We start from the raw sequence: 24169 nt of genomic DNA on the forward strand, positions 1-24169 counted from the left end.
TCCCGGTCGTGACCAGCAGGAAGGAGGAGACGGCAATGAATCCGACGGTCCCCGAACAGTACCCGAGTTCGACGGGACAGCGCACCCTACTCGTGCGCCTCAGCAAGCGCAGCCTGCGCAGCGATGACCGGTCCATCGGCCGTCTCCAGGCCCGCGCGTAAAGCCGCCCCTTCTTCTTCCTCTGTTCGATTCTGTTCGTTGAAACAGCCCAGTATGAAACATGGTGACCCCCATGCTGTTCCGTCATGCCGAAGACCCGGAGATAACCACCGACAACTGGATACACGCCGGAGTGCTGCTGCTCAACGCCTCCTACGAGGCGCTGACCACCATCCGTGCCGATCGCGCCATGGTGCTGCTGCTCAGCGGCGCCGCCGAGACCGTCACGGAACGGCAGCCGCACTTCCCGATCCGCTCGAAGCATCTGGAGCTGGTGCTGCCGGAGACCATCCGGCTGCAGCGCTACATCTACCTCGAGCACCGGATCCTCGTGCACGACGACAACAGCCGCGCCACCCTGCCCGCGATCCTGCGCCGTGACCGCTACCGCTGCGGTTACTGCAATGGCTGGGCTCGCACCGTCGACCACATCCGCCCGCGTTCCCGCGGTGGGCCCAATACCTGGGCCAACCTCATTGCCGCGTGCGGTCCCTGCAATACGTCCAAGGCGGACCGGACTCCGGAGGAGGCCGGGATGCGCCTGCTGTGGGAGCCCAAGGCGCCCAATGACAGAGAGCGCGCGCAGCGTCAGGTCTGGAAGGAGCTGGCCGCTTCGTGAACTTCCGTATCGATTGAACAGAAGTCATCCATCACGCGTGATCGGACATGAAAGGAGCGAGATCCGATGACGAACACTGCACTGCAGGAGCAGACCCTGGCGGATCTGCTCCCCATCTCCGACTCGAAGGACTACTGGCAGCACGCGGCCTGCGAGGGTGACCCGAACCACGAGGCGTGGTTCCCGTACCCCTCGCAGGACTTCGAGTACGCACGTGCCATCTGCACGGGCTGCCCGATCCGCCGCGAATGTGGTGCCTTCGCCTCCCGTACCGGCCAGTCCGGTGTCTGGGGCGGGCACGAGTACGACCGCGGCAAGCTGATCCGCGATTAACCCGGAAGGGGCGGCGGCCGTTCCCCAGGAACGGCCGCCGTTTTCGTGCCGGTCGGATTGCGCGTAACCGCCTGGAACAGGTGGCTACCTGGTCGTCAACATAGACTGGTCGATCGTGGGTACTCATCGCGCCGCGGGCGGGTCACGAGGTGTCAGCAAGGGACCAGTTATCGCAATTGCCGCGGTGATCGTGCTAGCCCTGGCCGTCGTCGGCTGGGCCTGGTTGTCGGATCGTTCCAAGGAGCGTGACAGCCGCGCCGCCGCCTCGTGCGTGGAAGGCACCGCCACCCTGAATGTAACCGTCGATCCGGACATTCTGACTCCGGTCAAGGCGGCCGCCGACCGTTTCAACGCCACCAAACCGCACGTCCGCGACCATTGCGCGGAGGTGACGGTCGCCGCGCAGCCGTCGGCGGCCATGGTCGCGGCGTTCACCGCCAACAAGCCGTGGGATCCCGCCCTCGGCCCGCAGCCCGCGCTCTGGATCCCGGAATCCTCGCGGTCGGTCGAACAGATGCGAGTGCCGGGCCTGATCGCCGGAACCCCCGCACCCATCGCCATCAGCCCCATCTCCCTGGCCGTACCCGACGCACTGCGCGCCGCGATGGAGACCGGCAAGGTGCACTGGGCGGATCTGCCGAAGCTACAACAGGGTTCGCTCGCCGATATCGGCCTCGCACCGTGGGGCAAGCTGCGCCTGGCCATGCCGGCCGGGGACGCCTCTCTGGCCGTCGCCACCGCGGTCGGCTCGGGAGTCTCGGGCACCGATCCACTCGATGACAAGGCGGTCGCCACCGGTCAGGTCATCTCCGCCATCTCCCTGCTGGCCGCGGACGCCCCGGCGGCCAAGGATGCCGCGGGCGCGCTCACCGCGCTGGCCGCCGCCACCGACCCCAACGCGCCGGTGCACGCGGTCGCCGCCACCGAGCAGCAGATCCGGGCCCGCAACGGGCTGACCGCCTTCCGGCCCGACGGCGCGGGCCCGGTCGCGGACTTTCCGGCCGCCCAGCTCACCGGTTCCTGGGTCGACCCCACTCAGAATCTGGTCGGCAGCCTGTTCGCCGACTTCCTGCGCGCACCCGACCAGTCGAAGCTGTTCACCGACAACGGTTTCGGCGCGGCGCCCCCGGCCGTCACCGCGGTCCCCGCGAAAGCCGTGCTGGACAAGGTGACCGGGATCCTCGCCCACCCGGTGCTGGGCGTGCAGGCCACCGTGCTGCTCGACGTTTCCTCCTCCATGTCCGCGTCCGAGGGCTACGGCACCCGGCTCGCGAATGCCGTTGCGGCACTGGAGTCCACGATGGGCGTGATGCCGCCCGACTTCGGGCTGGGCGTGTGGGAGTACTCCAAGAATCTCGACGGCAACAACCCCTACAAGGTGCTCACCCCGACCGCGCCGCTGGCCGACGCCCAGCGCACCGCCATCAGTCAGGCGCTCACCACCGTCACCGTGAGCCCTTCCAAACCGGACCGCACCTATCCCACGCTGGAAGCGGCCTACAAGAACGTGCTCGCCAATTACGCGACCGCCCGCACCAATTCGATCCTGCTCATCACCGACGGTCCCGAGGACGACTCGACCGTCACCGGCGACCAGTTACTCGCCGACATCGCGGCCGCCAACGATCCGGCGCATCCTGTGCGTATCGACGTCGTCGTCATCGGCAGCCAAGGCACCCAAACCCTGCAAACCCTCAGCCAGCGCACCGGCGGCACCTACACGAAGGTGAACACCACCGCCGACCTCCCGTTCGGCACCGCCGTCTCCCAAGCCTTGACCACACCCTGACGCCGGCGGCGACCACATGCGAGCGACGCGCCCGAGATCCGGACCGCAACACGGGCGCGTCGCTTTACCGATGGGTCAGCAAACCCGTGGCATATTCGGCGAATGGCACACAGTACTGGTCCTGAACCCACTCTGAAGCAGGGCTTCGCAGCCGGAACCACGATCGCGGCGGGCATCCTGCTGATCGTGATCGGCGTGCTGTCGGTCCTGCAGGGCATCTCCGCCGTAGCCGCCGACGACCTCCTCGTAGTCGGCTACGACTACATCTACAAACTCAACACCACCGGCTGGGGCTGGATTCACATCATCCTCGGCGCCATCGAAATCTGCGTAGCCATCGGCCTCCTCAAGGGCACCACCTGGGGCCGCACCGCCGCCATGATCCTCGCCGCCCTCTCGATCGTCGAGAACTTCCTCTGGATCCCCTACTACCCGGCCTGGTCCCTGCTCATCATCGCCCTCGACGTAGTAGTCATCTGGGCCATCGCCGCCTACAAGCCCGCGACAAGCTGAACCCCGAAACATCGAGAAGCGCCTCACCGGTTCCGAGAACCGCTGGGGCGCTTACCTTTCAAAATGCTGTGGATCGAGTGGCAGGCGCTCTGGCATGGTCTGGTGAATGGGTATCTGGACGGACCAATTCCTCGCCCCGTATGAGGCATACCTCCCGGAGGCGGCGGAGTTCGCCGAGCTGGCGGCGAGCATGATCCACTATCGGGTGGCGTGCGCGCCTTGGACGCTGGTTGCCGGAAACCTGTCTGCCAATGCGGAACTACCCTATGTCGGGATACTCGGCGATATCCGATGGAACGTCCGCGACGGGTCCCTGACCGTCGGCGGCGAACGGGCCACCGAACGCCACGAGTGGGACGACGACGACCAGCCGCCGCCGTGGGGGCAGTCCTTGGAGGCGGGCCGAGTGTTGGCGACCGGAACCGACCCTGCGGATATCGCGCCCGCACTCTCCTGCGCCCCCTACGGGCAGGAGGACCTCGCCATCACCTTCGACCAGTTGGACTTCAGCAATCCCGAAGTGCTGAATCACTTCCGGAGTCAGGACAGCCGAATCCAGCTGACATGCTTCGCACTTGCTCGCCCGCAACACCGGCCGCTGGCCGCCAATACCCTGGGCGATCCGAACAACGGCCCGATGCATCGGGTGCAGGCGTTCGTGTCGGTCGGATACAAGCACGGCGGCGGCGGTTATCCGTGCCCCGCGATAGCGGATGCCGTAGTACGCGTGCTGGGCCCGGGTCTGGTGATCGGCGACACCATCGGCTGAGCATGCATTCCGGCGCTGGCGATAGGCACTCCAGCGAACAAGTCATGCTCGAGTTGGGGGTATCAGGTCACTGTTGCTGACGGTGTATGTCGTTGCGGGATAGACGAAGCCCGTTTCGTTGTTCTCGCGGCGGCGTAATTGGTAGAACTCACGTTGTTGGTCGTCGTCGGCTGAGGTGAGGGGCGTGCCGTCCGGGAGGTACGCCTGCCCCTCGCTGAACCGCAGCAATGTTTTCGAGGTCCGGAACGTCACGCCCAGCCATTCGTTCTCGGCTGAACCGGCGGGCGCGTCCAGGACGATCTTGTGTTTGAATCCCCGGTTCGACGCGACGGAGAAGGCGACGAAACCGTTGTGGCCGAGCGGAATCTCGGCTTTCTGGCCGGACTCCTTCGCTTCGACGATCAGCCTCCTCGACGAGGCGGCATCGCGGTGCCGGTAGCAGGAGAAGACGGCGATCAGTGAGTCGTCGGCCAGGTCGAGCGCCCGGTCGGAGTGAAAGCCCATGGTGGCGTAGGCATTCGTGTAGGTCTCGATGAGAGCGTTGTTGAAGACGGCCGAGGCCCCTGCTCGCTCCTGAATCCGCTGTGCCAGCCGATCGTGTACCGCGCTGAAACACTGTGTCGGGCTGCTGTATCGAGTGGTGGTGCGGACCAGGGGCACCCTGCCCGCCTCGTCGATCTTGGTGAGGGTGGCGCCTTTTCGGCCTTTTCCCAGGTCTTCCCAGACCACCGATGCGTACAGCTCAGCGAAGAGGTCTTCCTCGCCCGGCAGGTCATACGAGACGATCTCCTCCGAGAGCTCAGGCATGCGGGGCAACATAGTCTCCCGCGTTCATGCTGAACGGAAATCGGTCCCCGTAGTCGATGAAGGACGAGCTCCGGTTCTCCTCGGCGTACAGCCCGCGCAACTCGTCCATGCCCTCCTGCGTGGGCGGCCCCAGTTCCACCAATCCGCCTGCCCGCGAGAGGAACGTCCGGCCGTCCTTGTGCACGGCTTCGGTATTCGAGCAGCGCACCACGTATCCCAAACGGGTCGGCAGCAACTCGGCATCCAGCATCGAGGGCCGGATCTCGTGCGTGTACAGCCGGTTGGTGGACAACGGCATGAAGAACACCGAGCCCGGATAGAGGGTCAACTCGAACTGGGCCGGGAGACCCTCGCGGTCTGCCACCGAATCCTTCAGCCGGAAACGGAGTTTGGTCAGCCCGCTCACGTTCTTGACGCCGTAATCGAAGCAGTCGCCGTTCAGCGGCCGGAGCTTGTCGAGCCCGTCGTAGAACGTGCTGAAGGCCATGATCCCGTTGACCGGCATGTCCTTGGTTTTGTCGGCGTGTGCCGAGATCTTGGCCTTGGCCTGCTTCCGCTCGGCCGTCGCCTGCGTGTTGTGATAGATCTGCGCGAGCACGTGATTGAGCACCGCATGACCCCGAAAAACGCTGTCGGCCTCACGATTCAGCGCCTCGACGATCCCCGTATCGCTCGGCCCGAAATTCTCGGTCGGACCCGACAGATTCGTCGAACACCGCAGCAAGCGGAACCGCAGTTCGTCACCGCTGCGAGCGACGGGCGTCAAATAGATCCCGCTGCGATGAGCCGTCCCCGGCTTGGTCGACTCGGTCAGCGATTGGAACACATGCTCCGCGCGGATCCGACCGAAAAGGTCGTCCCCGAGATCGAAGAATCGCCGGTAATACACGCCCACCCCGTGCACGCGAACCGGAACCCGACCGAGATCGATGACCTGCCACGGTGCGTCTCCCCCGGAACCATGACCATGCGAGAACTCGCGGACCACGAACACCCGCTCAGCCGCCGCCACCTGCCGCTCACTGATCGCTGAAACATCACCACACAGGTAGACGGTCTTCCCCACCAGCTCCAAGGCCCCTGAGGCAAGGTCCTCCGGCGTCACAACGACCCCGAAGAACTCCCTGCCCAACTCGTTGTCCCACAAGCCCGTCGGCGCCACCAAGATATTGCTCGCACCGTCGATCCCGGCTTCCCCCATCAACTTCACACCTCCACCCTAACCGGCCCATCCCCCACCCCTCCTGCCCTCATCGCGGGCCGGTGGGCTATCCGATCCCACCTGGAGCCGTGGCGGTTCAATCAGTTGTCAGGGCGGTGAAGACGGCGGGCCAGTCGGCCGGAGTGGGGCCGTCGTAGAGTTCGAAGGTTTTGCCGTGAGATTCCGGGTGGAGCAGGGCGGCGACCGCTGTGCGGGCTACGGTTTCGCGGCTGACTCGGCCGTCGCCGCGGTCGCCCTGTTCGAGATGTACGCCGGTGGCGGGGGCATCGGTGAGCCAGCTGGGGCGGAGGATCGCGTACGGTGCGCCGCTGTCGCGCAGCGCCTGTTCACCGGCTCCACGGGCGCGGATGATGCCCGCCATGTCGGGGTGTTCGGCGGCGCGGGTGATATAGATCTGCGAGACCAGCACGATCGGAACCTTGTGTGCGGCAGCCTGTTCGGCGAGCCTGCGGAGCCCGGCGTGCATGACCGCATCGGCGGCCGCGTCATCAGCCGGGGGTTCCACCGAGACGATGACGCCGTCGATGCCGGTCAGCAAACCGGGGTCGAGGCTATCGGCCAGGTCGACCGCGAGACTCCCATCGTCGCGCGGGTGGCGGGTGCCGATGAGCACCTCGTGCCCGAGGTCGCGGAGCAGTTCGACAGCTCGGCGGCCTGTGCGGCCGGTACCACCGATGACCAGGTACTTCATGACACTCCTCGATTGCGGAAACTTGTCACCAGGGCAAAGGCCGGCCGTCGCGGAAGAATCCGCCGGTCGGGCCGGAGTCGGGGAGCATTGCGGCCCACACGATTCCGGCTGCACCCTCGGCGACCGGACGGCCGCCCGGACCGCCCATATCGGTGGCCACCCAGCCGGGGCAGATCGAGTTGACCAGGATGCGGTCGGGGCGCAATTCGGCCGCCAGCATGCGGGTCAGCGCGTTGAGAGCCACCTTGGTCGTGTTGTAGGCGGGAGTGCCGCCGCGCATACCGGTGAGGGAGGCGGCCTCGCTGGAGACATTCACGATGCGGGCGTGCGAGCTCTTGCGCAACAACGGCAAGAAGGCCTGGACCATCCGCCACGGACCGTAGAGATTGGTTTCCGCGGCCGCGCGCACCACGGCCAGGTCCGCCGTCTCCGCGCGCTGCCAGGTGTCGTATGTGATTGCCGCACTGTTGATCAGCACATCGAGCCGGCCGTGCACCTCGGCCACTTCGGCTGCCGCGGCCATGACACTCGCGTCGTCGGTGACATCCAGCAGCAGCGGGAGCGCCCCTACCTCGGCTGCCACGGTTTTCCCCGCTTCCTCCGATCGCGCCCCCAACACAACGGTGAACCCGTGTTCGACCAGTTGCCTGCATACTTCCCGGCCGATCCCGCGGTTGCCGCCGGTGACCAACGCGATGTCGCTCATGATCATCGATCTTGCCGCCGAACAGCGGAGTCGTCGAGCCCCCGCGCCCGACCGACGCCCGGAATCGACCACAGCGCCCCACCGGTTCGAGAACCGATGGGGCGCTGATGTGTTCGGGATGATCCGCCGTCAGTCGGTGTAGGCGTCCATGGGCGGGCAGGAGCAGACCAGGTTGCGGTCACCGTACGCGCCGTCGATGCGACGGACCGACGGCCACACCTTGGCGCGGGCGTGCTTGACACCCTGCGGGTAGACGGCCTTTTCGCGGGTGTACGGGTGATCCCACTCGCCGACAAGGCATTCCGCGGTGTGCGGGGCGCCGCGCAGCGGGTTGTCCTCGACGGGCCAGACGCCGGCTTCGACCTGGTCGATCTCGCCCTTGATCGCGATCATGGCTTCGATGAAAGCGTCCAGCTCTTCGAGGTTCTCGCTCTCGGTGGGCTCCACCATGAGCGTCCCCGCGACCGGGAAGCTCATGGTCGGGGCGTGGAAGCCGTAGTCGGCCAGGCGCTTTGCCACATCGTCGACGGTGACGCCGGTCTGCTTGGTGATCTCACGCAGATCGAGGATGCACTCGTGCGCGACCATGCCGTTGTCGCCGGTGTAGAGGACCGGGAAGTGCGGGTCCAGTTTGCGGGCAATGTAATTGGCCGAGGCAATGGCCGTCAGGGTGGCGCGGCGCAGGCCGTCGGCACCCATCATGCGGATGTAGGCCCAGGTGATCGGGAGGATCGACGCCGAACCGTACTTGGCGGCCGACACGGCGTGCGAACCCTTGTCGAGCGGATCGCCGGGCAGGTACTGCGCCAGGTGCTCACGCACCGCGACCGGTCCGACGCCGGGACCGCCGCCGCCGTGCGGGATGCAGAAGGTCTTGTGCAGGTTCAGGTGGCTGACGTCGCCACCGAACTTGCCCGGACGGGCCAGTCCGACAAGGGCATTGAGGTTCGCGCCGTCCACGTACACCTGGCCGCCGGCCTCGTGCACCAGCCCGCACAGCTCGGCCACCTCGTGCTCGTACACGCCGTGCGTGGACGGGTAGGTGATCATGATGCAGGCCAGCCGCTCGGCGTGATCGGCGATCTTGGCGCGCAGGTCGTCGAGGTCGATATCGCCGTTGGGACGGGTCTTCACGACCTCCACCCGCATACCGACCATGGCGGCCGAGGCCGCGTTGGTGCCGTGCGCGCTGGAGGGGATCAGGCACGTATCCCGGTGCGAGTCACCACGATCCAGGTGGTAGCGGCGGATCGCCAGCAGGCCCGCGTACTCGCCCTGGCTACCGGCATTGGGCTGCAACGAAACCCGGTCGTAGCCGGTGACCGCGCACAGCCAGCCCTCCAGATCCTCGATCAACTTGATCAGACCTGGCGCGTCCTCGACCGGCGCGTACGGGTGCACCCGGTTGAAGCCGGGCCAGGTGATGGACTCCATCTCCGCGGCCGCGTTGAGCTTCATGGTGCAGGAGCCGAGCGGAATCATGCTGCGGTCCAGCGCAATATCCTTGTCCGAGAGCGCGCGCAGGTAGCGCAGCATCGCGGTTTCGGTGCGGTACTTGGTGAACGCGGGCGCGGTCAGGTACTCCGAGGTGCGGACCTCGATGTGCGGACGCTGCTTGCCGTGGAACAGCGCACCTTCGGGCCCGACCGGGATTTCCGCGCCGAAGCAGTCCAGCACCGCGACCACGTGGGTATCGGTGGTCACCTCGTCGCACGCGATGGCGACATGATCGGCGTCGACGAGCCGCAGGTTGATCCCGTGCCCCTTCGCCTTGGTCACAATGGCTTCCGCACCGCCGGGCACGTTCACCAGCACGGTGTCGAAGAAGCTCTGATGCACCACCGCGTCACCGAGCCCGGCGGCCAGCCACTGCGCATGCCCGTGCACGCGACGCGCCAGCGACCGCAGCCCGTCGGCACCGTGGTAGGAGGCGAACATGGCGGCCAGAATGGCCAGCAGCACCTGCGCGGTACAGATGTTCGAGGTCGCCTTCTCCCGGCGAATGTGCTGTTCACGGGTCTGCAGCGCGAGCCGGTAGGCGAGGTTGCCGTCCGCGTCCACGGACACACCGACCAGTCGGCCCGGCAGCTGTCGAGCGTGCGCGGAGTGCACCGCGAGATATCCGGCGTGCGGGCCACCGAAGCCCAGCGGCACACCGAAACGCTGCGTGGTGCCGAAGCACGCGTCCGCGCCCTGCTCACCGGGCGGCGTGATCAACGTCAGCGCAAGCAGATCCGCGCCCACCGCGACCAGCGCACCGCGCGCGTGCGCGGCCTCGATGACCGGAGCCCAGTCCACGATCCGCCCGGACGCGCCCGGCTGCTGCACGATCACACCGAAGAACTCCCCCTCGGGCAGCGCCTCGTCGGCCAGATTCGCCTCGACGATCTCGATGCCCATCGGCTCGGCGCGCGTGTACAGCAGCGTCCGGGTCTGCGGGAACAGATCGGTGTCGATGAGCAGCCGCACCGACTTGCTCTTACGGTTGGCCCGCTGCAGCAGCGTCATGGCCTCCGCGGCCGCGGTCGCCTCGTCCAGCATGGACGCGTTGGCGACCTCCATCGCGGTCAGATCCGCGACCATGGTCTGGAAGTTGAGCAGCGCTTCCAGGCGTCCCTGGCTGATCTCCGGCTGGTACGGCGTGTACGCGGTGTACCAGGCCGGGTTCTCGACGAGATTGCGCAGCAGCACCGGCGGGGTGTGCGTGTCGTAGTAGCCCATCCCGATCATGGAGGTGGCCACGGTGTTCGAATTCGCCAGCGCCGCAAGCTCGGCGAGCGCCTCGTGCTCCGACAGCGCGGGCGGCAGCGCATCGAGGCCATTGCCCGCGGGCGCGTCCAGAATGCTGGCGGGCACCGCCTTGGTGGCGAGTTCGTCCAGCGACTCGACGCCGACGGTCTCCAGAATGCGGCCGGTCTCTCCGCTGTCGGGGCCGATGTGGCGGTCGGCGAAGGATCGAGTCCAGATCACGTCTGCTCCAGGGGGTGGGCGGGTATCGGCGCGGCGGCCGATGCTTCGTCTGCCCTCCCCCTCTGTCCTCGATGCCTGAGAGATTCGGGCCACGACCTTGCGGCCGTTGCCCTTTCACCATGGGCGGGCGACGCGAGGCCACCACTTTCCAGAGGCGTCGAAACTCCGCACGGTCCCTTGTGCCTGAGAGATTGACGGGGAGGTGCTGCTCCTTCGGCGTCCGAGGCTACCCCCGGAACTCTCCCGCACGGCTGCGACGCACTCGCTAGTTTAAGCGTGCGCACGTTACAGATATGTTGCCTGGGCTCCGTTTCACATCGCGGGCTCGGACCGGCAACGAAAATGCGCGCCACCCAACGGGTGACGCGCATCGTGGAAAGGCTGTCTAACCGGTCTTGCTCATCCGGGCCTTGCGGCGGAAGGAGAGCTCGTCCTCCGGACGGTCGGTCGTGCTGCCCGCCTCGGCGCGCTCGGCCGGGAAGTTGGCGATGGCCCCGGTCAATTCGCGCATCGCGCCGCTGACGGCGATGCCGAACACGCCCTGACCACCCTGCAGTAAATCGACCACCTCCTCGGCGGAGGAGCACTCGTAGACGGTCGCACCGTCGGAGAACAGCGTGATCCCGGCGAGGTCTTCGACACCGCGGCTGCGCAGGTGATCCACCGCGATGCGGATGTTCTGCAGCGAGATGCCCGCGTCGAGGAGACGCTTGACGATCTTGAGGACGAGGATGTCCTTGAACGAGTAGAGGCGCTGGCTGCCGGAGCCGGTGGCACTGCGGATGGACGGGACGACCAGTCCGGTGCGGGCCCAGTAATCGAGCTGGCGGTAGGTGATACCGGCCACCTGGCAAGCGCTGGGCACGCGGTAGCCGACGAGTTCGTCGGGAACCGTGTCGTCGGGGAACAGCCCTGGCTGCACCACATCCTGAGGTTGCGGTTGATCTCCCACTGACTACTCCCTTACTGCTTGCCTATCAGGGCTGGGCTCGTGTCTCGAGGACCTCTGGAGCGTTGGCCTAACAATCGAGGTTACTCCCCTGATTGTGGCCGGAGAATCGGCACCGTCAAAGCATGAACGGGCGCGTGTTTTTAACCCTAAACCTGAGGTAGAGACACGGATTTGTCTCGTTTGGAGATCATCGGCGAATCATCCGCCGGTCAGGAGTTGGTCAGCTGTCCGTTGCCTTGAAGTCATCCGGAGATACCGATTCGAGAAACTCCTTGAACTTCTCGACCTCGTCCTCGCGCTCGTCCGGCATGACCAGCCCGGCCTCCTCGAGCACCGGCTCCTCGGCATAGATCGGACACCCCACGCGCAGCGCGATCGCCACCGAATCCGACGGCCGCGCCGAGATCCGCAGATCGTTCTCGAAGACCAGATCGGCGTAGAAGGTGCCCTCCTGCAGATCCACGATCCGCACTTCCTTGAGGGTGTGGCCGAGCTCCTTGATCAAGATCTTGACCAGATCGTGGGTGAGCGGGCGGATGGGCGTCACGCCCTCCTGCTCCAGCACGATCGCGGTGGCCTCGGCCTGTCCGATCCAGATCGGTAGATACCGATCCCCGGAAACCTCTCGCAGCAACAGCACGGGCTGATTCTGTGGTTGTTCGACACGGATGCCGATCACTCGCATTTCGCTCATCGCACTGCCTCCCAAATCCCACACCGGCCGCCAGCCCCCGGCTGTAATACCGAGTCTAGGCGAAGATTTCAGCCTCCGAGGGAAGCGCGCACAGAGGTCTTCACCAGGCAGGTGTGCAGCGTCAGCGACAGCGCCGCCAACTCCCGGACCGTCTCCTCGGCACGCGCGCGGGCATCCGCGTCACGACTCTTGGCGATCGGGGCGGCGATCTGCGCGACCATGGCGGCCTCACGATCGGCGGCCAGCTTGAAGGCACGCAGATGCCTTGCCTCCAAACCGAATTCGCTCAGCGCCTTGGCCGTGCGCGCCAGCGTGACGGCATCGCCGTCGAAATAGCCTGCCGCGCCGGGGGTAATGAGATTGGCGCGGATCAGCTCGGTCAAAAACTTCTCGTCGATGCCGGCCTGGTCGAGCAGATCCGCCCGGGTGATCCGGATTTCGTGATCGAACCGGAGCTCCTCGGGCGACACCTCACCGGGCACGGCGTTCAGCCTGCGCAGGCGACCGCCGCCGTTGGCGAGGCTCTCTGTCGAATCGGGCATGGCCCCGACCCCTCCCACGGCGTTCGCCCGGGCCCGGGCCTCCCGGACCCCGAGCGTCGCCGCCCCACTGTCGATCGCTTCGAGCTGTTCTTTGATCACCTTCAAGGGCAGGTACTGATCCCGTTGCGCGGTCAGCACGAAGCGCAGGCGCTCGACGTCCGCCACATGAAAGCGGCGGTACCCCGAGGGCGTGCGCTCCGGGCTGATCAGACCCTCCGATTCCAGGAATCGGATCTTGGAGATGGTGATATCCGGAAAATCCGGACGCAGGAGATCCAGCACGGAGCCGATCGACATGCCTCCGCGCGTCCACTGCGCTGCGCCAGTCATTCCGCTCGGCCCTATAGCGCCGAATCGCTTGCGGCGGACTTGGGACCGGTCAGGAAGACGAGGCGGAACTTGCCGATCTGTACCTCGTCGCCGTTCTGCAGCTCCGAAGAGTCCACCGGCTCCCGATTGACGTAGGTGCCGTTGAGGCTGCCCACATCGACCACCTGGAAGGTGTCGTCGTCCTGGCGGAACTCCGCGTGGCGACGGCTGACGGTGACATCGTCCAAGAAGATGTCGCTGTCGGGGTGGCGACCCGCCGAGGTGGTCGGCTGGTCGAGCAGGAAGCGCGAACCGGCGTTCGGACCACGCTTGACCACCAGCAGGGCCGCGCCCGTTGGCAGCCCCTCCACTCCCTGTACCGGCTGCTCGCCTGTCTGCTCGGGGCGCGACGTGTCGACCTCGTTCAGGAAGTCGGCGCGGAACACCGAAGTGGTCTCTGCTGCCGTTTCCTGGTAACCCGGGTCCTTGTTCTCGCTCACCCTTGCTCTCCTCCTCGAACCGAATAATCCATGCAAGCAGTTGATGCCCTCAGCGATGCGGCACTCCGGCCGCTCCCCGCTTCGGGTAGGTCCGGAAAATCCGGGCACCGGCTGCGCGCACTTCTGTTGGCATTGACCGTACCCTGCCAGGGCGTACCCGTGCAGGTAGAACTGTGAAGGCTGCTTCAGCCTCCGATAACTCCTTGATAACCTGCGGCATCCAGGAGCTTTCCGAGTGCGGCGTCGAGCGCTTCGGCGGACTCCGCCTCGACCTCGAAGAGCCATCCGTCACCGTAGGCGTCGGAGTTGACCGTCTCGGGTGCACCATCCAGAAGATCGTTCACCGCAACGACTTTGCCCGCCAGCGGAGCGTAGATGTCGGACACGCTCTTGGTGGATTCGATCTCGGCGATGCTGTCGCCGCCCGCCACATCGGCGTCCACCGCGGGCAGCTGCACGAACACGACGTCACCCAGCTGCGACTGCGCGTAATCGGTGATACCCACCCGAACCCGGGTCGGACTCACTCGACTCACCCACTCGTGCTCTTCGGAGTAGCGCAAATCCTCGGGTACTGCGGTCACAGGCAGTGTCCTTTCAACGGGCGTTCCTCTCGGGATCGTCGTCGATCCGTCGCCGACACCCTATCGGGAGTGATCATGGTGTGGCACGGGCGGTATCGCTCGGGCCGACGGGTGGGATCGCGCGGGACACGGCGATGGCCTTGCCGAGGTAGAGGATTCCGGTCCAGACGTAGGTTGCCGTGCCCCAGATCAAGAATGCCCCACCGAAGGCCCGGCCGAAACCCGCGGCGGCCCAGTCCATCTGCCCGGCCAGCAGCCAGGGCAGCGCGGACATGAGCGCGAAGGTGGCGGCCTTGCCCAGGTAGATGACGTCGGGCGGGGGTAGCTCGCGGCGGCGGTAGACGCGCAGGGTGAGCGTCAGGATGGCGTCGCGGGCGATCAGGATGACCACCACCCACCACGGCAGGATGCCGCGAATCAGGAAGCCGCCCAGGGTCGCCAGCAGATAGAGACGGTCGACCAGCGGGTCGAGGATCGCGCCCAGTTTGGACGACTGATCCAGCAGCCTTGCCAGCTTGCCGTCGAGGAAGTCGGTGAAGCCGCTGACCACCAGCAGCGCGAAGGCCCAGCCGTCGGCCTTCTCGGCCAGCAGCAGCCACAGGAAAACCGGGACGCCGATCAAACGGATCACGCTGAGCACATTGGGCACCGTGAGGATACGGTCGCTGTAGACCGGTTCGGCGTTCTGCTCGGTTGTCACCACTCGATCCAACCCCAATCGTTCGCGCATCTCCATCCGGGCACGCCAGCTACTGCGTGAGAGAGTTCTGTGCAATCCTTCTCACAAGGTGGTTGAGCAGCGAGAGGAAACACCATGCCCGACTTCGACTATGACGTCGTCGTTATCGGTTCCGGGTTCGGGGGGAGCGTCAGTGCGCTGCGCCTGAGCGAGAAGGGTTACCGGGTGGCCGTGCTGGAGTCCGGCCGGCGCTGGAACGCCGAGGACATCCCGAATACGAACTGGAATGTGCGCAAGGCGATCTGGGCCCCGCGACTGGGACTGACCGGTACGCAGCGCATCAGCATCCTCGGCAAGTGCGCGGTGTTCTCGGCGGCGGGCGTGGGCGGCGGGTCGCTGATCTACGGCAATACCCTCTACGAGCCGCTGCCGGCCTTCTACACCGACAAGCAGTGGGCCCACATCACCGACTGGCGCGCCGAGCTCGCGCCCTACTACGACCAGGCCCAGCGCATGCTCGGGGTCGCGCCGAATCCGCGCATGACCCCGGCCGACGACGTGATCCGTTCGGTGGCAGCCGATCTGGGCGTCTCCGACACCTTCCACGCCACCAATGTGGGCGTGTTCTTCAACGAAGCGGCCCCCGGTGAGGAGGTCGACGACCCGTACTTCGGCGGCGCGGGCCCCAGGCGCAGCGGCTGCATCCATTGCGCGCGCTGCTTCACCGGCTGCCCGCACAATGCCAAGAACACCACCCCGAAGAACTATCTGTACCTGGCCGAGCAGGCGGGCGCGCACGTGTTCGCGCTGACCACCGCCGACAAGGTGCGGCCCATGACCGGCGGCGGCTATGCCATCGAGACCTCCCGTTCGGACCGCTGGGTTCGCAAGGGGCGCAAGGTGTTCACCGCCGAGCAGGTGGTGTTCGCCGCGGCCGCGCTGGGCACCCAGAAGCTGCTGCACAAGATGAAGGACGAGGGTGTGCTGCCGCAGCTCTCGCCGCGCCTGGGCGAGCTGACCCGCTCGAATTCCGAGGCGATCCTGAACGTGGTGAGCAAGGCCCGCGACGACTTCGCCGAGGGCATCGCCATCACGTCCTCGATCCATCCCGAGCCGAACACCCACGTCGAGGTGTGCCACTACGGCAAGGGACAGAACGGCCTGTTCCCGCTGTCGGTGCCGCTGGTGGACGGCGGCGCGTTCCGGTTCCTGCGGTTCCTGCTGGCGATGGTGCTGCATCCGGTGGTGTTCGCGCGCAGTCTCAATGCGCGTCGGGCGTCCGAGAAGTCGGTGATCCTGCTGGTCATGCAGTCGCTGGACAACTCGCTGACCTCGTTCCGGCGTTGGGGGCAGCTCAAGACCAAACAGGGCACGGGTAAACCGAATCCGACCTGGATCCCGCTCGCCCACGATGTCGGCCGCCGCTTCGGGGAGAAGGTCGACGGGGATGTGCAGATGCTGGCCATGGACGTGTTCAACATCCCGGCCACCGCGCACTACATCGGCGGCTGCGTGATCGGCGAGGGCCCGGAAAGCGGTGTGGTGGACCCGTATCAGCGCGTGTACGGCCATCCGGGCCTGCACATCGCCGACGGTTCGGCGGTGACGGCGAACTTGGGCGTGAACCCGTCGCTGACCATCACCGCGCAGGCCGAGCGCGCAATGGCGTTCTGGCCCAACCGAAACGAGGCCGATCCGCGTCCGGAGCTGGGCTCGCGTTATCGCCGCATCACCCCGGTCGCGCCCAAGCACGCGGCGGTGCCGGACTTCGCGCCCGGCGCGTTGCGGCTGCCCATCTTCCCGACCGACTACCCCACCGATCCGGCCCTGCCCGCCAACCACTGAGCAAAGGCGCGCCCACCGATAAGCAAAGGCCCGACAACCGATCCGGGACCCGCCGTGCCATTGCGCGCGGCGGCGTGCCCGGCGGTAGTTTGGGCCTTGTGCCCGTACCATTCCCGGTAACGATTCGACGAGGAAGGTGAGAGCCGATGCTCGTCCGAGTGCAGAACGCCGCCGGCACGCACGCCGAGAAGGTGCTCATCGATTGGCTGCGCACCTGGAAGGGCGCGACCGACCCCAAGGGCGTCGCGACGGTGAATTGCAGTCTCTTCCACGGTGATCGGCTGTATCCGTTCGACGCCGTGGTGTGGACGCCGACCAGCTGCGTGGTGATCGAGGCCGAGGCGCTCTCGGAGAAGATGAACGGCGAGCTGGAGATCCCCGTCAACGGGCCCTGGCGCGTCGGTGACCGCATCATCACCTTCGACGGCGGCGACAAGCGCAATCCGCTCGACAAGTCCCGCGATCACACCTTCGCGTTGCAGGGCTGGCTGGCCGAGCGCGGTCTGGGGCAGCGGGTCATCCACGGCATCGTGCTGGTGGTGCCGCCGCCCGGCTCGGACCTGAAGGTGACGCAGCTGTGGAGCGATCCGAGCTTCCAGGTGCTGCTGGGCGACGAGCGCGGGCTGCGCGATCACTTCACCGCGATGCTCTCGCGCGGGCGGCCGCAGTGGTCGGCCAATGATGTGGCGTGGGCGTTTCGCGGGCTGGGCATCCTGCCCTACCTGCCGGGACCGCAGGACCTGATCAACGAGGGTTTCCTGGGGCCGGTGGATGTCACGCTGTGGCACGGCGGCCCGCAGCAGGCTCAGGCGGAGGCGTTCGCCGAGGAGCAGGCCCGGCTCGAGGCCGAGCACGGGTCGGCCGGGCGCGGCCTGTCGATTCCGGCACCCTGGTTCGCGCCGTGGAAGTTGTATCCGCGGCGCAGTGACCGCCTCGAACTGCGGCGCGGATTCATGCGGGTGATGCTGGGTCTGGGCTTCCTGGTGGCGGCGCTGTGGGGCGTCTGGTTCATGGCCGCGGTCATCTTGTCGTACTGAGCGGGCGCATTGCCGTGAAGTAGCGGAACGGCAGATACAGGGCGCAAACGAGTGCGATCGCGGCCGCGGTCCCGCCCAGCACATCGGTCGGATGGTGGTATCCGAAGCCGACCATGCCGATCATGACGGCCGGAAGTACCACCGCCATCACGATCACCGACACCGTGCGCACGCGAGCGGACTCGCTCACCAAGGCGAAAGCGGTGACGACGGCGACCAATTGGACCGTGTGCCCGCTCGGGTAGGCCAGATAGTGATCCAGCTTGCGATCCCAGAACGGTTTGAGCGCATAGGTATTCACCGCTACGACCACCTCCGGGGCGAGCAGCGCGAAACCCGCCGCCCACCACTGCCGCCGGTAGGCGAACCAGGCGGCGAACACGACCAGCAGCGGCAGCACGACATAGCTGTTGCTGGGGAACACCAGCACCCGATACACCCAGGTATGCGCGTCCAGCGCGGAATGGATGTGGCGTTCCAGGGTCAGGTCCACGCTCGTGGAACCGCCGTCGCCCGGAAACGACAGCGGCACAAGCACGGTCACGATCACCCCGGCCAGGATGAGCACGGGCAGGGCGGCCCGGCGGATCCAGGGATCCGGGCGGGCCGGGGCGAGGTCGGTCGCTCTGGTCACGCCTGCACGATATCTACTCGCGCAGGCCGACCTTTTCGAGCAGGGGGCGCGACCGCGCCGGGGCCCACCAGTTGGCGGTGCCCATCAGTCGCATGAAGGCGGGTACCAGGATCATTCGAACCAGGGTGGCGTCCATCAGGACGGCCACGGCCAGGCCGACGCCGAGCATCCGGTTCATGGTGACACCGCTGGCGGCGATGCCCGCGAACACGACCGCCATGAGCAGGGCGGCGGCGGTGACGATACGGCCGGAGCGGGCGATGCCGAGTGCGACCGCGGTGTCGTTGTCGGCACGGGTGCGTCCCGAGCGTTCCCATTCCTCGGTGAAACGGGCCAGCAGGAATACCTCGTAGTCCATCGAGAGTCCGAAGGACACGCAGAACAGCAGGACCGGCAGCGTGCCGATGGTGTATCCGGTGGCGGTGGTGCCGAACCCGCCGAGGTGGCCGTCCTGGAATATCCACACCAGCGCGCCGAAGGTGGCCGAGAGCGAAAGCACGTTGAGCACCAGGGCTTTCAGCGGCAGTACCACGCTGCCGGTGAGCAACAGCAGCAGCACGAAGGTGGTGATCGCGATCCACGCCACGGTTTTCGGGAAGCCCTGTGCGATGCCGAGCTGGGCGTCGGCGGTCTGCTGGGCTTGGCCGCCGAACAGCACCGGTGCCTGGGCGTCGACGGCCCGCAGAGCGTCCAATTGCCGTTGTGCCGCCGCCGAATACGGGTCGAGGCGGGTGGCGACGGCCAGGTGGGTGCTGTCGGGTCCGGCCGCCGTGGGGTCGCCCGGACCGGCCAGGCGCCCGTCGACGAAGCTGCCGGTCGGGCCGACGACGGCGTCCACACCGGATACCTGCGACAGCGCGGCGGCGTAGTCGCTCGCGACGCTGCCCTGGGCGCGCACGATGAGGTGCACGGTCCCGGTGGCCTTGTCGTCGAAGCGATCTCGCAGCAGATCGCCGACCTGCCGTGACTCCAATCCGGCGGGCAGCACCCGATCGTCGGGCAGCCCCAGCTTCAGCTGGAGGATGGGCGAGCCCAGTACCAGCAGCAGCGCCAGCACCGGCAAGGCCCACAGCGCGGGCCGCCGCTGTACCGCGCGCGCCACCCGGTAGAGCACGCTCTGCTCGACGGGCGCGGCCTCGCGCAGCGGTTTGCGGTTGATGCGGTCGCCCAGCAGCATGAGCAGGGCGGGCACCATGGTCAGGGCCAGCAGGATCGACAGCGCCACCACGGCGAGTCCGGCCGAGGCCAGTGAGCGCAGGAATGCCATGGGGAAGAACAGCATTCCGATCAGCGCGATGCCGACGGTGAGACCGGAGAAGGCGACCGCGCGGCCGCCGCGGTGCATGGCGACGGTGAGCGCCTCGGTGCGTTCGCGGCCCGCGGCGATCTCCTCCCGATAGCGCCCGATGATGAGCAGCGAGTAGTCGATGGCCAGGGCCAGGCCGATGGCAGTGGTGATATTGAGCGCGAAGATCGACAGGTCGACGACGAAGCTGAGCAGATACAGCATCGCGCTGGCCCCCGCGATGGCGACGACACCGGTCACGAACGGGATGAGCGCGGCCACCAGGCTGCGCAGGAACCACACCAGCAGTAGGAAGGTCAGCGGCAGGGCGATGGCCTCCGCGATGGTGAGATCGCGTTGCGTCTGCCGCCCGGTCTCGTTCCAGACCATGGCCTGTCCGCCCGCGTGCACGCTGACACCGTCACGGCTGCCGGTGAATTCGCTCGCAAGCTCCTGAGCGATACCGGGCGCGGAGTTCTCGTCCCCGCGCACGCTCGCCACGATCAGCCCGATCTTGCCGTCGCGGCTGCGCAAGGCGCTGGCGAGCTGGGGGTCGGTCCACAGCGAGACGGTCTTGGACAGCCGCGGGTCGGTCTTCAGCTGCCCGGCGATGTCCTTGCCCCGGGCAGTCGCCGCGGCATCCTGTGCGCCGCCGGGTGATTCGACGGTGAGCACGAGCTGCATGCCCGAAATGCCGTAGTCGCGGTCGAGGATGTCGGCGACGCGGGCGGATTCGGAGTCGGTAGCGACGAAGCCGCCGTTGGTCAGACGCGCCGCCGCCTGGGAACCGGCCGCCCCACACAGCAGAAAGACGATGCCGACGATGACCAATAGCAGCTTGGGGGTGCGCAGCGCCGGTGCCACCAGTTTGTCGATCATCGGGTGGCCTCGCCGTCGTGCGGCCGATGCTGCGCCAGATCCATGACTCCCCCTTGCGGGCACTGCGATTCACCGCCCCTCCCGGGCGGATCTCGATCACATCTTGGGGTCCGACTGTGTGTAGTAGAGGTGAGTGTGTGCAACCTCTCAACGAGGCACGCAGGCCATCCGGTTCAGTGCGGCTATCGGATTCAGTGTGGAGGGCGCGGCGGGTCAGTCCAGCATGGCGGCGCGCAGCACGCCCTCGGGGACGCCGAGTCCCTCGATCAGGGTGAGCGCCTCGGGGCGTAGCCGGTCGACCAGTTCGTTGACGCCGCGGCGCACCGCCTTGGCGCGTTCGACGGACATGAACCGATGCATGATGTACCAGGCCTGGTTCTGTTCCAGGGTCCAGTAGACGTACAGGTCGCAGACGGTGTCGGCGAGCGCTCGCGCGTCGGGGTCCTGGATGTCGGCGATGCCGTCGATGAAGGCCTCCAGCACCATTCGCTCGATGTGGGCGGTGCCGGCGGCGAGGATGTGGTCCTGGGCATTGTTGAAGGCTTCGAACGGACCGGTTTCCTTGGCGCGGGCGCGCAACCGGTGGGCGGCGGTGCGCACCATATAGTCCTCGCGGTCGGCGAAGAGCTGCAGTTGTACCGCGCGCCGGGACAGGTCGCCCTCGTCCACGCTGTCGTCGCCGCGGTCGCGCAGGCGCTGGATCATCTGGCGCACCCCGGAGCGCTCGCGCACCACATCGCGGGCGGTGGTGGCGGCGAAACGCACCCAGCCCAGGGCGTCGAGATCGCGCACTTCTTCCGCGTAGGCGGTGAGCAAGTCCTTGGCTACCAGCTGGGTGAGGACCACGTTGTCGCCCTCGAACGTGGTGAAGACATCGGTGTCGGCTTTCAGCGTGACCAGGCGGTTCTCGGTCAGGTAGCCCGCGCCGCCGCAGGCCTCGCGGCACTCCTGGATGGCCCCCGTGGCGTGCCGGGTCTGCGCCACTTTCAGACCGGCCGCGCGATTTTCCAGCGCACGCTGGGCGCGCGGGTCGAGGTCCTGACCGGTCTGCACCAGATGCATGCGCCGCACCAGCTCGTTCTGCGCGAAAGCCAGTGCGTAGGAACGGGCTACGAGCGGCAGTAGTCGGCGCTGATGGCTGCGGTAGTCCAGCAGCAGGGTCTCCTCGCCGGTATCCGGGTCGGAGAACTGGCGGCGCTGCTCGGCGTACCGCACGGCAATGCTCAAGGCGACCCGCGCCGCGGCGGCGGCCGCGCCACCGACGCTGACCCGCCCGCGCACCAGGGTGCCGAGGGTGGTGAAGAAGCGCCGGCTCGGGTTGCTGATCTCCGAGCTGTAGGTGCCGTCGGGCGCGACGTCGGCGTAGCGGTTGAGCAGGTTCTCGCGCGGAATTCGCACCTGGTCGAACAGGATTCGGCCATTGTCGACGCCGGGCAGGCCGCCCTTGATCCCGCAGTCGGAGGTGGTGACGCCGGGCAGGTCGCTGCCCGCCTCGTCGCGGATGGGAACCAGGAAGCAGTGCACGCCCTGGCTCTCCCCGCCGGTGATCAGCTGCGCGAAAACCGCTGCCATGCGGGCATGTTCGGCCGCGCCGCCGATGTAGTCCTTGCGCGAGGACGGGGTCGGGCTGTGCACCACGAACTCTTGCGTGGCCGGGTCGTAGGTGGCGGTGGTCTCGAGGTTGGCGACATCGCTGCCGTGGCCGGTCTCGGTCATGGCGAAGCAGCCGAGCAGGCGCAGGGAAACCAGGTCGTCGATGTAGGCGCGGTGCCTGTCGGTGCCGAGGTTCTCGACCGCGCCACCGAAAAGTCCCCACTGCACACCGCTTTTCACCCACAGTGACAGATCGGTGTAGGCGAGCATCTCCAGCGCGACGACCGCGCCGCCCGGGTCGCTGGGCTTGCCGTTCACGTGCCGGAAGCCGCGCGCCACCCAGCCGTAGGACTCGACCAGGTGCATTTGTTCCAGGACCCGGGCCCGCGCGGCCTTGATGTCGAGGGCCGGATCACCGAAGAGGCGGTCGTCGTCCAGACTGCCGCGGGCCTCTTCGCGCACCTCCCGCCAGGGACCGTCGAGTGCCGCGCGTAGCTCTTCCGCAATCGAAACGCCGCTCGTCGCCATACTCCAAAACACTACTGCCCTCCCACCACTCACCCTGGTGATCCAGCCCACCCGTGTACGTTTGCCGTGTGACCGACCAGTTGGCTACCGACGAGCAAGCGGGAGCGCCCGGCGGGCTACGGGCCCGCTGGCAGCGGCTGCTGACCGGCCTGATGGACCGGGTGACCGCCGATCATCGCGCCACCGCGGACACCGTGGTGGATATGCCCGCGCCGGTGCGGCCCATCGACCTCACCGATGACGCGGCGGTCACCGAGGTGCTGGATCTGGCCGAGCGCGTCGGCGAGGTGGTGCTCGCGTCGGGGACCGCGGTCATGGACACCACCACCCAGGTCGAATTCATCGCCGCCACCTACGGATTGTCGAAATGCGATATCGACGTCACCTACAACTCGATTCGTATCTCCGCCGATCGTGGCCCGCGACTACCGCCCGCCAGCACCATGCGGGTGGTCCACTATCGCTCCCTCGATTTCACCCGGCTGGCCGCGGTCGATCGGCTGACCCGTCGCATTCGCACCGAACTGGTGCCGCCGGGCGAGGCGCTCGCGGCGCTGGACGAGATCACCTCCGCGCCACACCCGTACCCGCGCTGGTCGGCCACCGTCGGGTGGGCGCTGATGGCCGCGGGGGTGGCGCTGCTGCTCAATGGCGGCTGGCTGATCGCGCTGCTGAGTTTCGCCACCACCACGCTCATCGATCGCACCAACCGGCTGTTGAATCGGCGCGGGTTGCCGTTCTTCTTCCAGCACATGGTCGGTGGTGTCATCGCGGCCACGCCCGCGGTGCTGGTCTCGACCTATGCCGAGGGCCTGCATCTGGATCCCGCGCTGATCATCGCCGCCGGAATCGCGGTGCTGCTGGCCGGTTTACAACTGGTCGGCGCGGTCGAGGACGCGATCACGGGCGCGCCGATCACCGCGTCGGCCCGCATGCTCGAGGTGATCATGATGACCGGCGGCATCATCGCGGGCATCGCGCTCACGCTGCGGGTGGCGGAGGTGTTCGAGGCCACGGTCCCGACCGTCGATATGAACAACACCCGCGATCTGACCAATCTGCCATTGAAGCTGCTGGCCGGTGCCGTCATCTCGACGGCGTTCGCGCTGGCCTGTTATGCGGAGCGCCGCGCGCTGGCCGCGGCGGCGTTCAGCGGTGCGGCGGCGACGATCGTGTATCTGCTGATCCAGCACTTCGGGTTCGGGCCGATCGTGGCGTCGGGTGGCGCGGCGACGGTGGTGGGCCTGGCCGGTGGTCTGCTCGCGCGCCGAGCGCTGACCCCGCCGCTGGTGGTGGCGGTCGCGGGCATCACTCCCCTGCTGCCGGGTCTGCGTGTGTATCGCGGGCTGTACGCGTTGCTCAATGACGAGATGCTGATCGGGTTCAATCAGCTTTCCGGCGCGTTCGGTGTGGGTCTGGCACTGGCGGCCGGTGTCACGCTCGGCGAGTGGATCGCCCGCGACCTGCGGCGACCTCGGATCATGAAGCGGATCGGCGGTATCGCGCGGCCGCGGTTCGTCTCCAGTTGAT

At 67.1% G+C, this 24169-nt stretch carries 23 protein-coding genes and 1 riboswitch; of the genes, 9 read left to right on the forward strand and 14 right to left on the reverse strand.

What is annotated here, in order from left to right; translation table 11 throughout:
• The first annotated feature begins 35 nt into the window (after window positions 1-35).
• The 6 genes from ACFXHA_RS41075 to ACFXHA_RS41100 all read left to right on the forward strand — a co-directional run bounded on the left by ACFXHA_RS41075 (window position 36) and on the right by ACFXHA_RS41100 (window position 4182).
• Window positions 36-161: a hypothetical protein gene (locus ACFXHA_RS41075; protein WP_379366103.1), complete on the forward strand. Its 126-nt coding sequence runs from the start codon at window positions 36-38 to the stop codon at window positions 159-161.
• Between the two features lie 71 nt (window positions 162-232).
• Window positions 233-778 (forward strand): HNH endonuclease, encoded by a 546-nt coding sequence (locus tag ACFXHA_RS41080; RefSeq protein WP_379366105.1) that lies wholly within the window; start codon window positions 233-235, stop codon window positions 776-778.
• 66 nt (window positions 779-844) lie between these two features.
• Complete coding sequence (locus ACFXHA_RS41085; protein ID WP_379366107.1) at window positions 845-1111, forward strand: WhiB family transcriptional regulator; 267 nt, start codon at window positions 845-847, stop codon at window positions 1109-1111.
• A 115-nt stretch (window positions 1112-1226) separates the two neighbouring features.
• A complete protein-coding gene (locus ACFXHA_RS41090; RefSeq protein ID WP_379366109.1) occupies window positions 1227-2900 on the forward strand; it encodes a VWA domain-containing protein in 1674 nt (557 codons plus the stop codon).
• A gap of 102 nt (window positions 2901-3002) precedes the next feature.
• Complete coding sequence (locus tag ACFXHA_RS41095; RefSeq protein ID WP_379366111.1) at window positions 3003-3413, forward strand: hypothetical protein; 411 nt, start codon at window positions 3003-3005, stop codon at window positions 3411-3413.
• A 106-nt stretch (window positions 3414-3519) separates the two neighbouring features.
• A complete protein-coding gene (locus ACFXHA_RS41100) occupies window positions 3520-4182 on the forward strand; it encodes a hypothetical protein (protein WP_379366113.1) in 663 nt (220 codons plus the stop codon).
• Between the two features lie 42 nt (window positions 4183-4224).
• Here ACFXHA_RS41100 and ACFXHA_RS41105 read toward each other — a convergent pair whose 3' ends face one another.
• The 11 genes from ACFXHA_RS41105 to ACFXHA_RS41155 all read right to left on the reverse strand — a co-directional run bounded on the left by ACFXHA_RS41105 (window position 4225) and on the right by ACFXHA_RS41155 (window position 14889).
• Complete coding sequence (locus ACFXHA_RS41105; RefSeq protein WP_379366115.1) at window positions 4225-4989, reverse strand: alpha-ketoglutarate-dependent dioxygenase AlkB; 765 nt, start codon at window positions 4987-4989, stop codon at window positions 4225-4227.
• Window positions 4982-6190 (reverse strand): hypothetical protein, encoded by a 1209-nt coding sequence (locus tag ACFXHA_RS41110; protein WP_379366302.1) that lies wholly within the window; start codon window positions 6188-6190, stop codon window positions 4982-4984. Before ACFXHA_RS41110 ends, ACFXHA_RS41105 begins: the two co-directional genes overlap by 8 nt.
• 97 nt (window positions 6191-6287) lie before the next feature.
• Window positions 6288-6902, reverse strand: a complete 615-nt coding sequence (locus tag ACFXHA_RS41115) for an SDR family oxidoreductase (RefSeq protein WP_379366117.1) — start codon at window positions 6900-6902, stop codon at window positions 6288-6290.
• A gap of 25 nt (window positions 6903-6927) precedes the next feature.
• Window positions 6928-7608, reverse strand: a complete 681-nt coding sequence (locus tag ACFXHA_RS41120) for an SDR family oxidoreductase (RefSeq protein WP_379366119.1) — start codon at window positions 7606-7608, stop codon at window positions 6928-6930.
• A 129-nt stretch (window positions 7609-7737) separates the two neighbouring features.
• Window positions 7738-10578, reverse strand: coding sequence for an aminomethyl-transferring glycine dehydrogenase (gcvP, locus tag ACFXHA_RS41125; protein WP_379366121.1), 2841 nt, complete (start codon window positions 10576-10578; stop codon window positions 7738-7740).
• Window positions 10579-10738: 160 nt separating this feature from the next.
• Window positions 10739-10834: riboswitch (glycine riboswitch) on the reverse strand.
• Between the two features lie 129 nt (window positions 10835-10963).
• Window positions 10964-11530 (reverse strand): MerR family transcriptional regulator, encoded by a 567-nt coding sequence (locus ACFXHA_RS41130; protein ID WP_379366123.1) that lies wholly within the window; start codon window positions 11528-11530, stop codon window positions 10964-10966.
• Between the two features lie 220 nt (window positions 11531-11750).
• On the reverse strand, window positions 11751-12224 hold the full coding sequence (locus ACFXHA_RS41135; protein ID WP_120735710.1) for a bifunctional nuclease family protein: 474 nt from the start codon (window positions 12222-12224) through the stop codon (window positions 11751-11753).
• Between the two features lie 68 nt (window positions 12225-12292).
• On the reverse strand, window positions 12293-13063 hold the full coding sequence (locus tag ACFXHA_RS41140) for a MerR family transcriptional regulator (RefSeq protein WP_379366125.1): 771 nt from the start codon (window positions 13061-13063) through the stop codon (window positions 12293-12295).
• 44 nt (window positions 13064-13107) lie between these two features.
• Window positions 13108-13575 (reverse strand): glycogen accumulation regulator GarA, encoded by a 468-nt coding sequence (garA, locus tag ACFXHA_RS41145; RefSeq protein ID WP_379366127.1) that lies wholly within the window; start codon window positions 13573-13575, stop codon window positions 13108-13110.
• 185 nt (window positions 13576-13760) lie between these two features.
• Complete coding sequence (gene gcvH / locus ACFXHA_RS41150) at window positions 13761-14159, reverse strand: glycine cleavage system protein GcvH (RefSeq protein WP_379366129.1); 399 nt, start codon at window positions 14157-14159, stop codon at window positions 13761-13763.
• A gap of 73 nt (window positions 14160-14232) precedes the next feature.
• Window positions 14233-14889, reverse strand: a complete 657-nt coding sequence (locus ACFXHA_RS41155; protein WP_379366131.1) for a CDP-alcohol phosphatidyltransferase family protein — start codon at window positions 14887-14889, stop codon at window positions 14233-14235.
• A gap of 84 nt (window positions 14890-14973) precedes the next feature.
• Here ACFXHA_RS41155 and ACFXHA_RS41160 point away from each other — a divergent pair, with 84 nt between their 5' ends.
• On the forward strand, window positions 14974-16683 hold the full coding sequence (locus ACFXHA_RS41160) for a GMC oxidoreductase (RefSeq protein ID WP_379366133.1): 1710 nt from the start codon (window positions 14974-14976) through the stop codon (window positions 16681-16683).
• A 146-nt stretch (window positions 16684-16829) separates the two neighbouring features.
• Window positions 16830-17720, forward strand: a complete 891-nt coding sequence (locus ACFXHA_RS41165) for a nuclease-related domain-containing protein (RefSeq protein WP_379366135.1) — start codon at window positions 16830-16832, stop codon at window positions 17718-17720.
• Here ACFXHA_RS41165 and ACFXHA_RS41170 read toward each other — a convergent pair.
• From ACFXHA_RS41170 to ACFXHA_RS41180, 3 genes are all read right to left on the reverse strand, one after another.
• Window positions 17704-18354: a phosphatase PAP2 family protein gene (locus tag ACFXHA_RS41170; protein WP_379366137.1), complete on the reverse strand. Its 651-nt coding sequence runs from the start codon at window positions 18352-18354 to the stop codon at window positions 17704-17706. The two genes, ACFXHA_RS41165 and ACFXHA_RS41170, sit on opposite strands and share 17 nt — an antisense overlap.
• A 13-nt stretch (window positions 18355-18367) precedes the next feature.
• Window positions 18368-20518 (reverse strand): MMPL family transporter, encoded by a 2151-nt coding sequence (locus ACFXHA_RS41175; protein ID WP_379366139.1) that lies wholly within the window; start codon window positions 20516-20518, stop codon window positions 18368-18370.
• 213 nt (window positions 20519-20731) lie between these two features.
• Window positions 20732-22639, reverse strand: coding sequence for an acyl-CoA dehydrogenase (locus ACFXHA_RS41180; protein WP_379366141.1), 1908 nt, complete (start codon window positions 22637-22639; stop codon window positions 20732-20734).
• Between the two features lie 152 nt (window positions 22640-22791).
• On the opposite strand from ACFXHA_RS41180, the gene ACFXHA_RS41185 reads away from it, so the two are divergent.
• Window positions 22792-24168 (forward strand): threonine/serine exporter ThrE family protein, encoded by a 1377-nt coding sequence (locus tag ACFXHA_RS41185; RefSeq protein WP_379366304.1) that lies wholly within the window; start codon window positions 22792-22794, stop codon window positions 24166-24168.
• Window position 24169 lies beyond the last annotated feature (1 nt).

Origin of the sequence: Nocardia sp. NPDC059240 (genome assembly GCF_042753865.1) — a bacterium.
Lineage (GTDB): Bacteria > Actinomycetota > Actinomycetes > Mycobacteriales > Mycobacteriaceae > Nocardia.

Bases quoted from the DNA above. Each gene is read 5' to 3' on its own strand.
- ACFXHA_RS41075 (WP_379366103.1), top strand. From the start codon at position 36: ATGAATCCGACGGTCCCCGAACAGTACCCGAGTTCGACGGGACAGCGC.
- ACFXHA_RS41080 (WP_379366105.1), top strand. From the start codon at position 233: ATGCTGTTCCGTCATGCCGAAGACCCGGAGATAACCACCGACAACTGG.
- ACFXHA_RS41085 (WP_379366107.1), top strand. From the start codon at position 845: ATGACGAACACTGCACTGCAGGAGCAGACCCTGGCGGATCTGCTCCCC.
- ACFXHA_RS41095 (WP_379366111.1), top strand. From the start codon at position 3,003: ATGGCACACAGTACTGGTCCTGAACCCACTCTGAAGCAGGGCTTCGCA.
- ACFXHA_RS41100 (WP_379366113.1), top strand. From the start codon at position 3,520: ATGGGTATCTGGACGGACCAATTCCTCGCCCCGTATGAGGCATACCTC.
- ACFXHA_RS41105 (WP_379366115.1), bottom strand. From the start codon at position 4,989: ATGCCTGAGCTCTCGGAGGAGATCGTCTCGTATGACCTGCCGGGCGAG.
- ACFXHA_RS41110 (WP_379366302.1), bottom strand. From the start codon at position 6,190: ATGGGGGAAGCCGGGATCGACGGTGCGAGCAATATCTTGGTGGCGCCG.
- ACFXHA_RS41115 (WP_379366117.1), bottom strand. From the start codon at position 6,902: ATGAAGTACCTGGTCATCGGTGGTACCGGCCGCACAGGCCGCCGAGCT.
- ACFXHA_RS41120 (WP_379366119.1), bottom strand. From the start codon at position 7,608: ATGAGCGACATCGCGTTGGTCACCGGCGGCAACCGCGGGATCGGCCGG.
- ACFXHA_RS41135 (WP_120735710.1), bottom strand. From the start codon at position 12,224: ATGAGCGAAATGCGAGTGATCGGCATCCGTGTCGAACAACCACAGAAT.
- ACFXHA_RS41140 (WP_379366125.1), bottom strand. From the start codon at position 13,063: ATGTCGATCGGCTCCGTGCTGGATCTCCTGCGTCCGGATTTTCCGGAT.
- ACFXHA_RS41155 (WP_379366131.1), bottom strand. From the start codon at position 14,889: ATGCGCGAACGATTGGGGTTGGATCGAGTGGTGACAACCGAGCAGAAC.
- ACFXHA_RS41160 (WP_379366133.1), top strand. From the start codon at position 14,974: ATGCCCGACTTCGACTATGACGTCGTCGTTATCGGTTCCGGGTTCGGG.
- ACFXHA_RS41165 (WP_379366135.1), top strand. From the start codon at position 16,830: ATGCTCGTCCGAGTGCAGAACGCCGCCGGCACGCACGCCGAGAAGGTG.
- ACFXHA_RS41175 (WP_379366139.1), bottom strand. From the start codon at position 20,518: ATGATCGACAAACTGGTGGCACCGGCGCTGCGCACCCCCAAGCTGCTA.
- ACFXHA_RS41180 (WP_379366141.1), bottom strand. From the start codon at position 22,639: ATGGCGACGAGCGGCGTTTCGATTGCGGAAGAGCTACGCGCGGCACTC.
- ACFXHA_RS41185 (WP_379366304.1), top strand. From the start codon at position 22,792: ATGGACCGGGTGACCGCCGATCATCGCGCCACCGCGGACACCGTGGTG.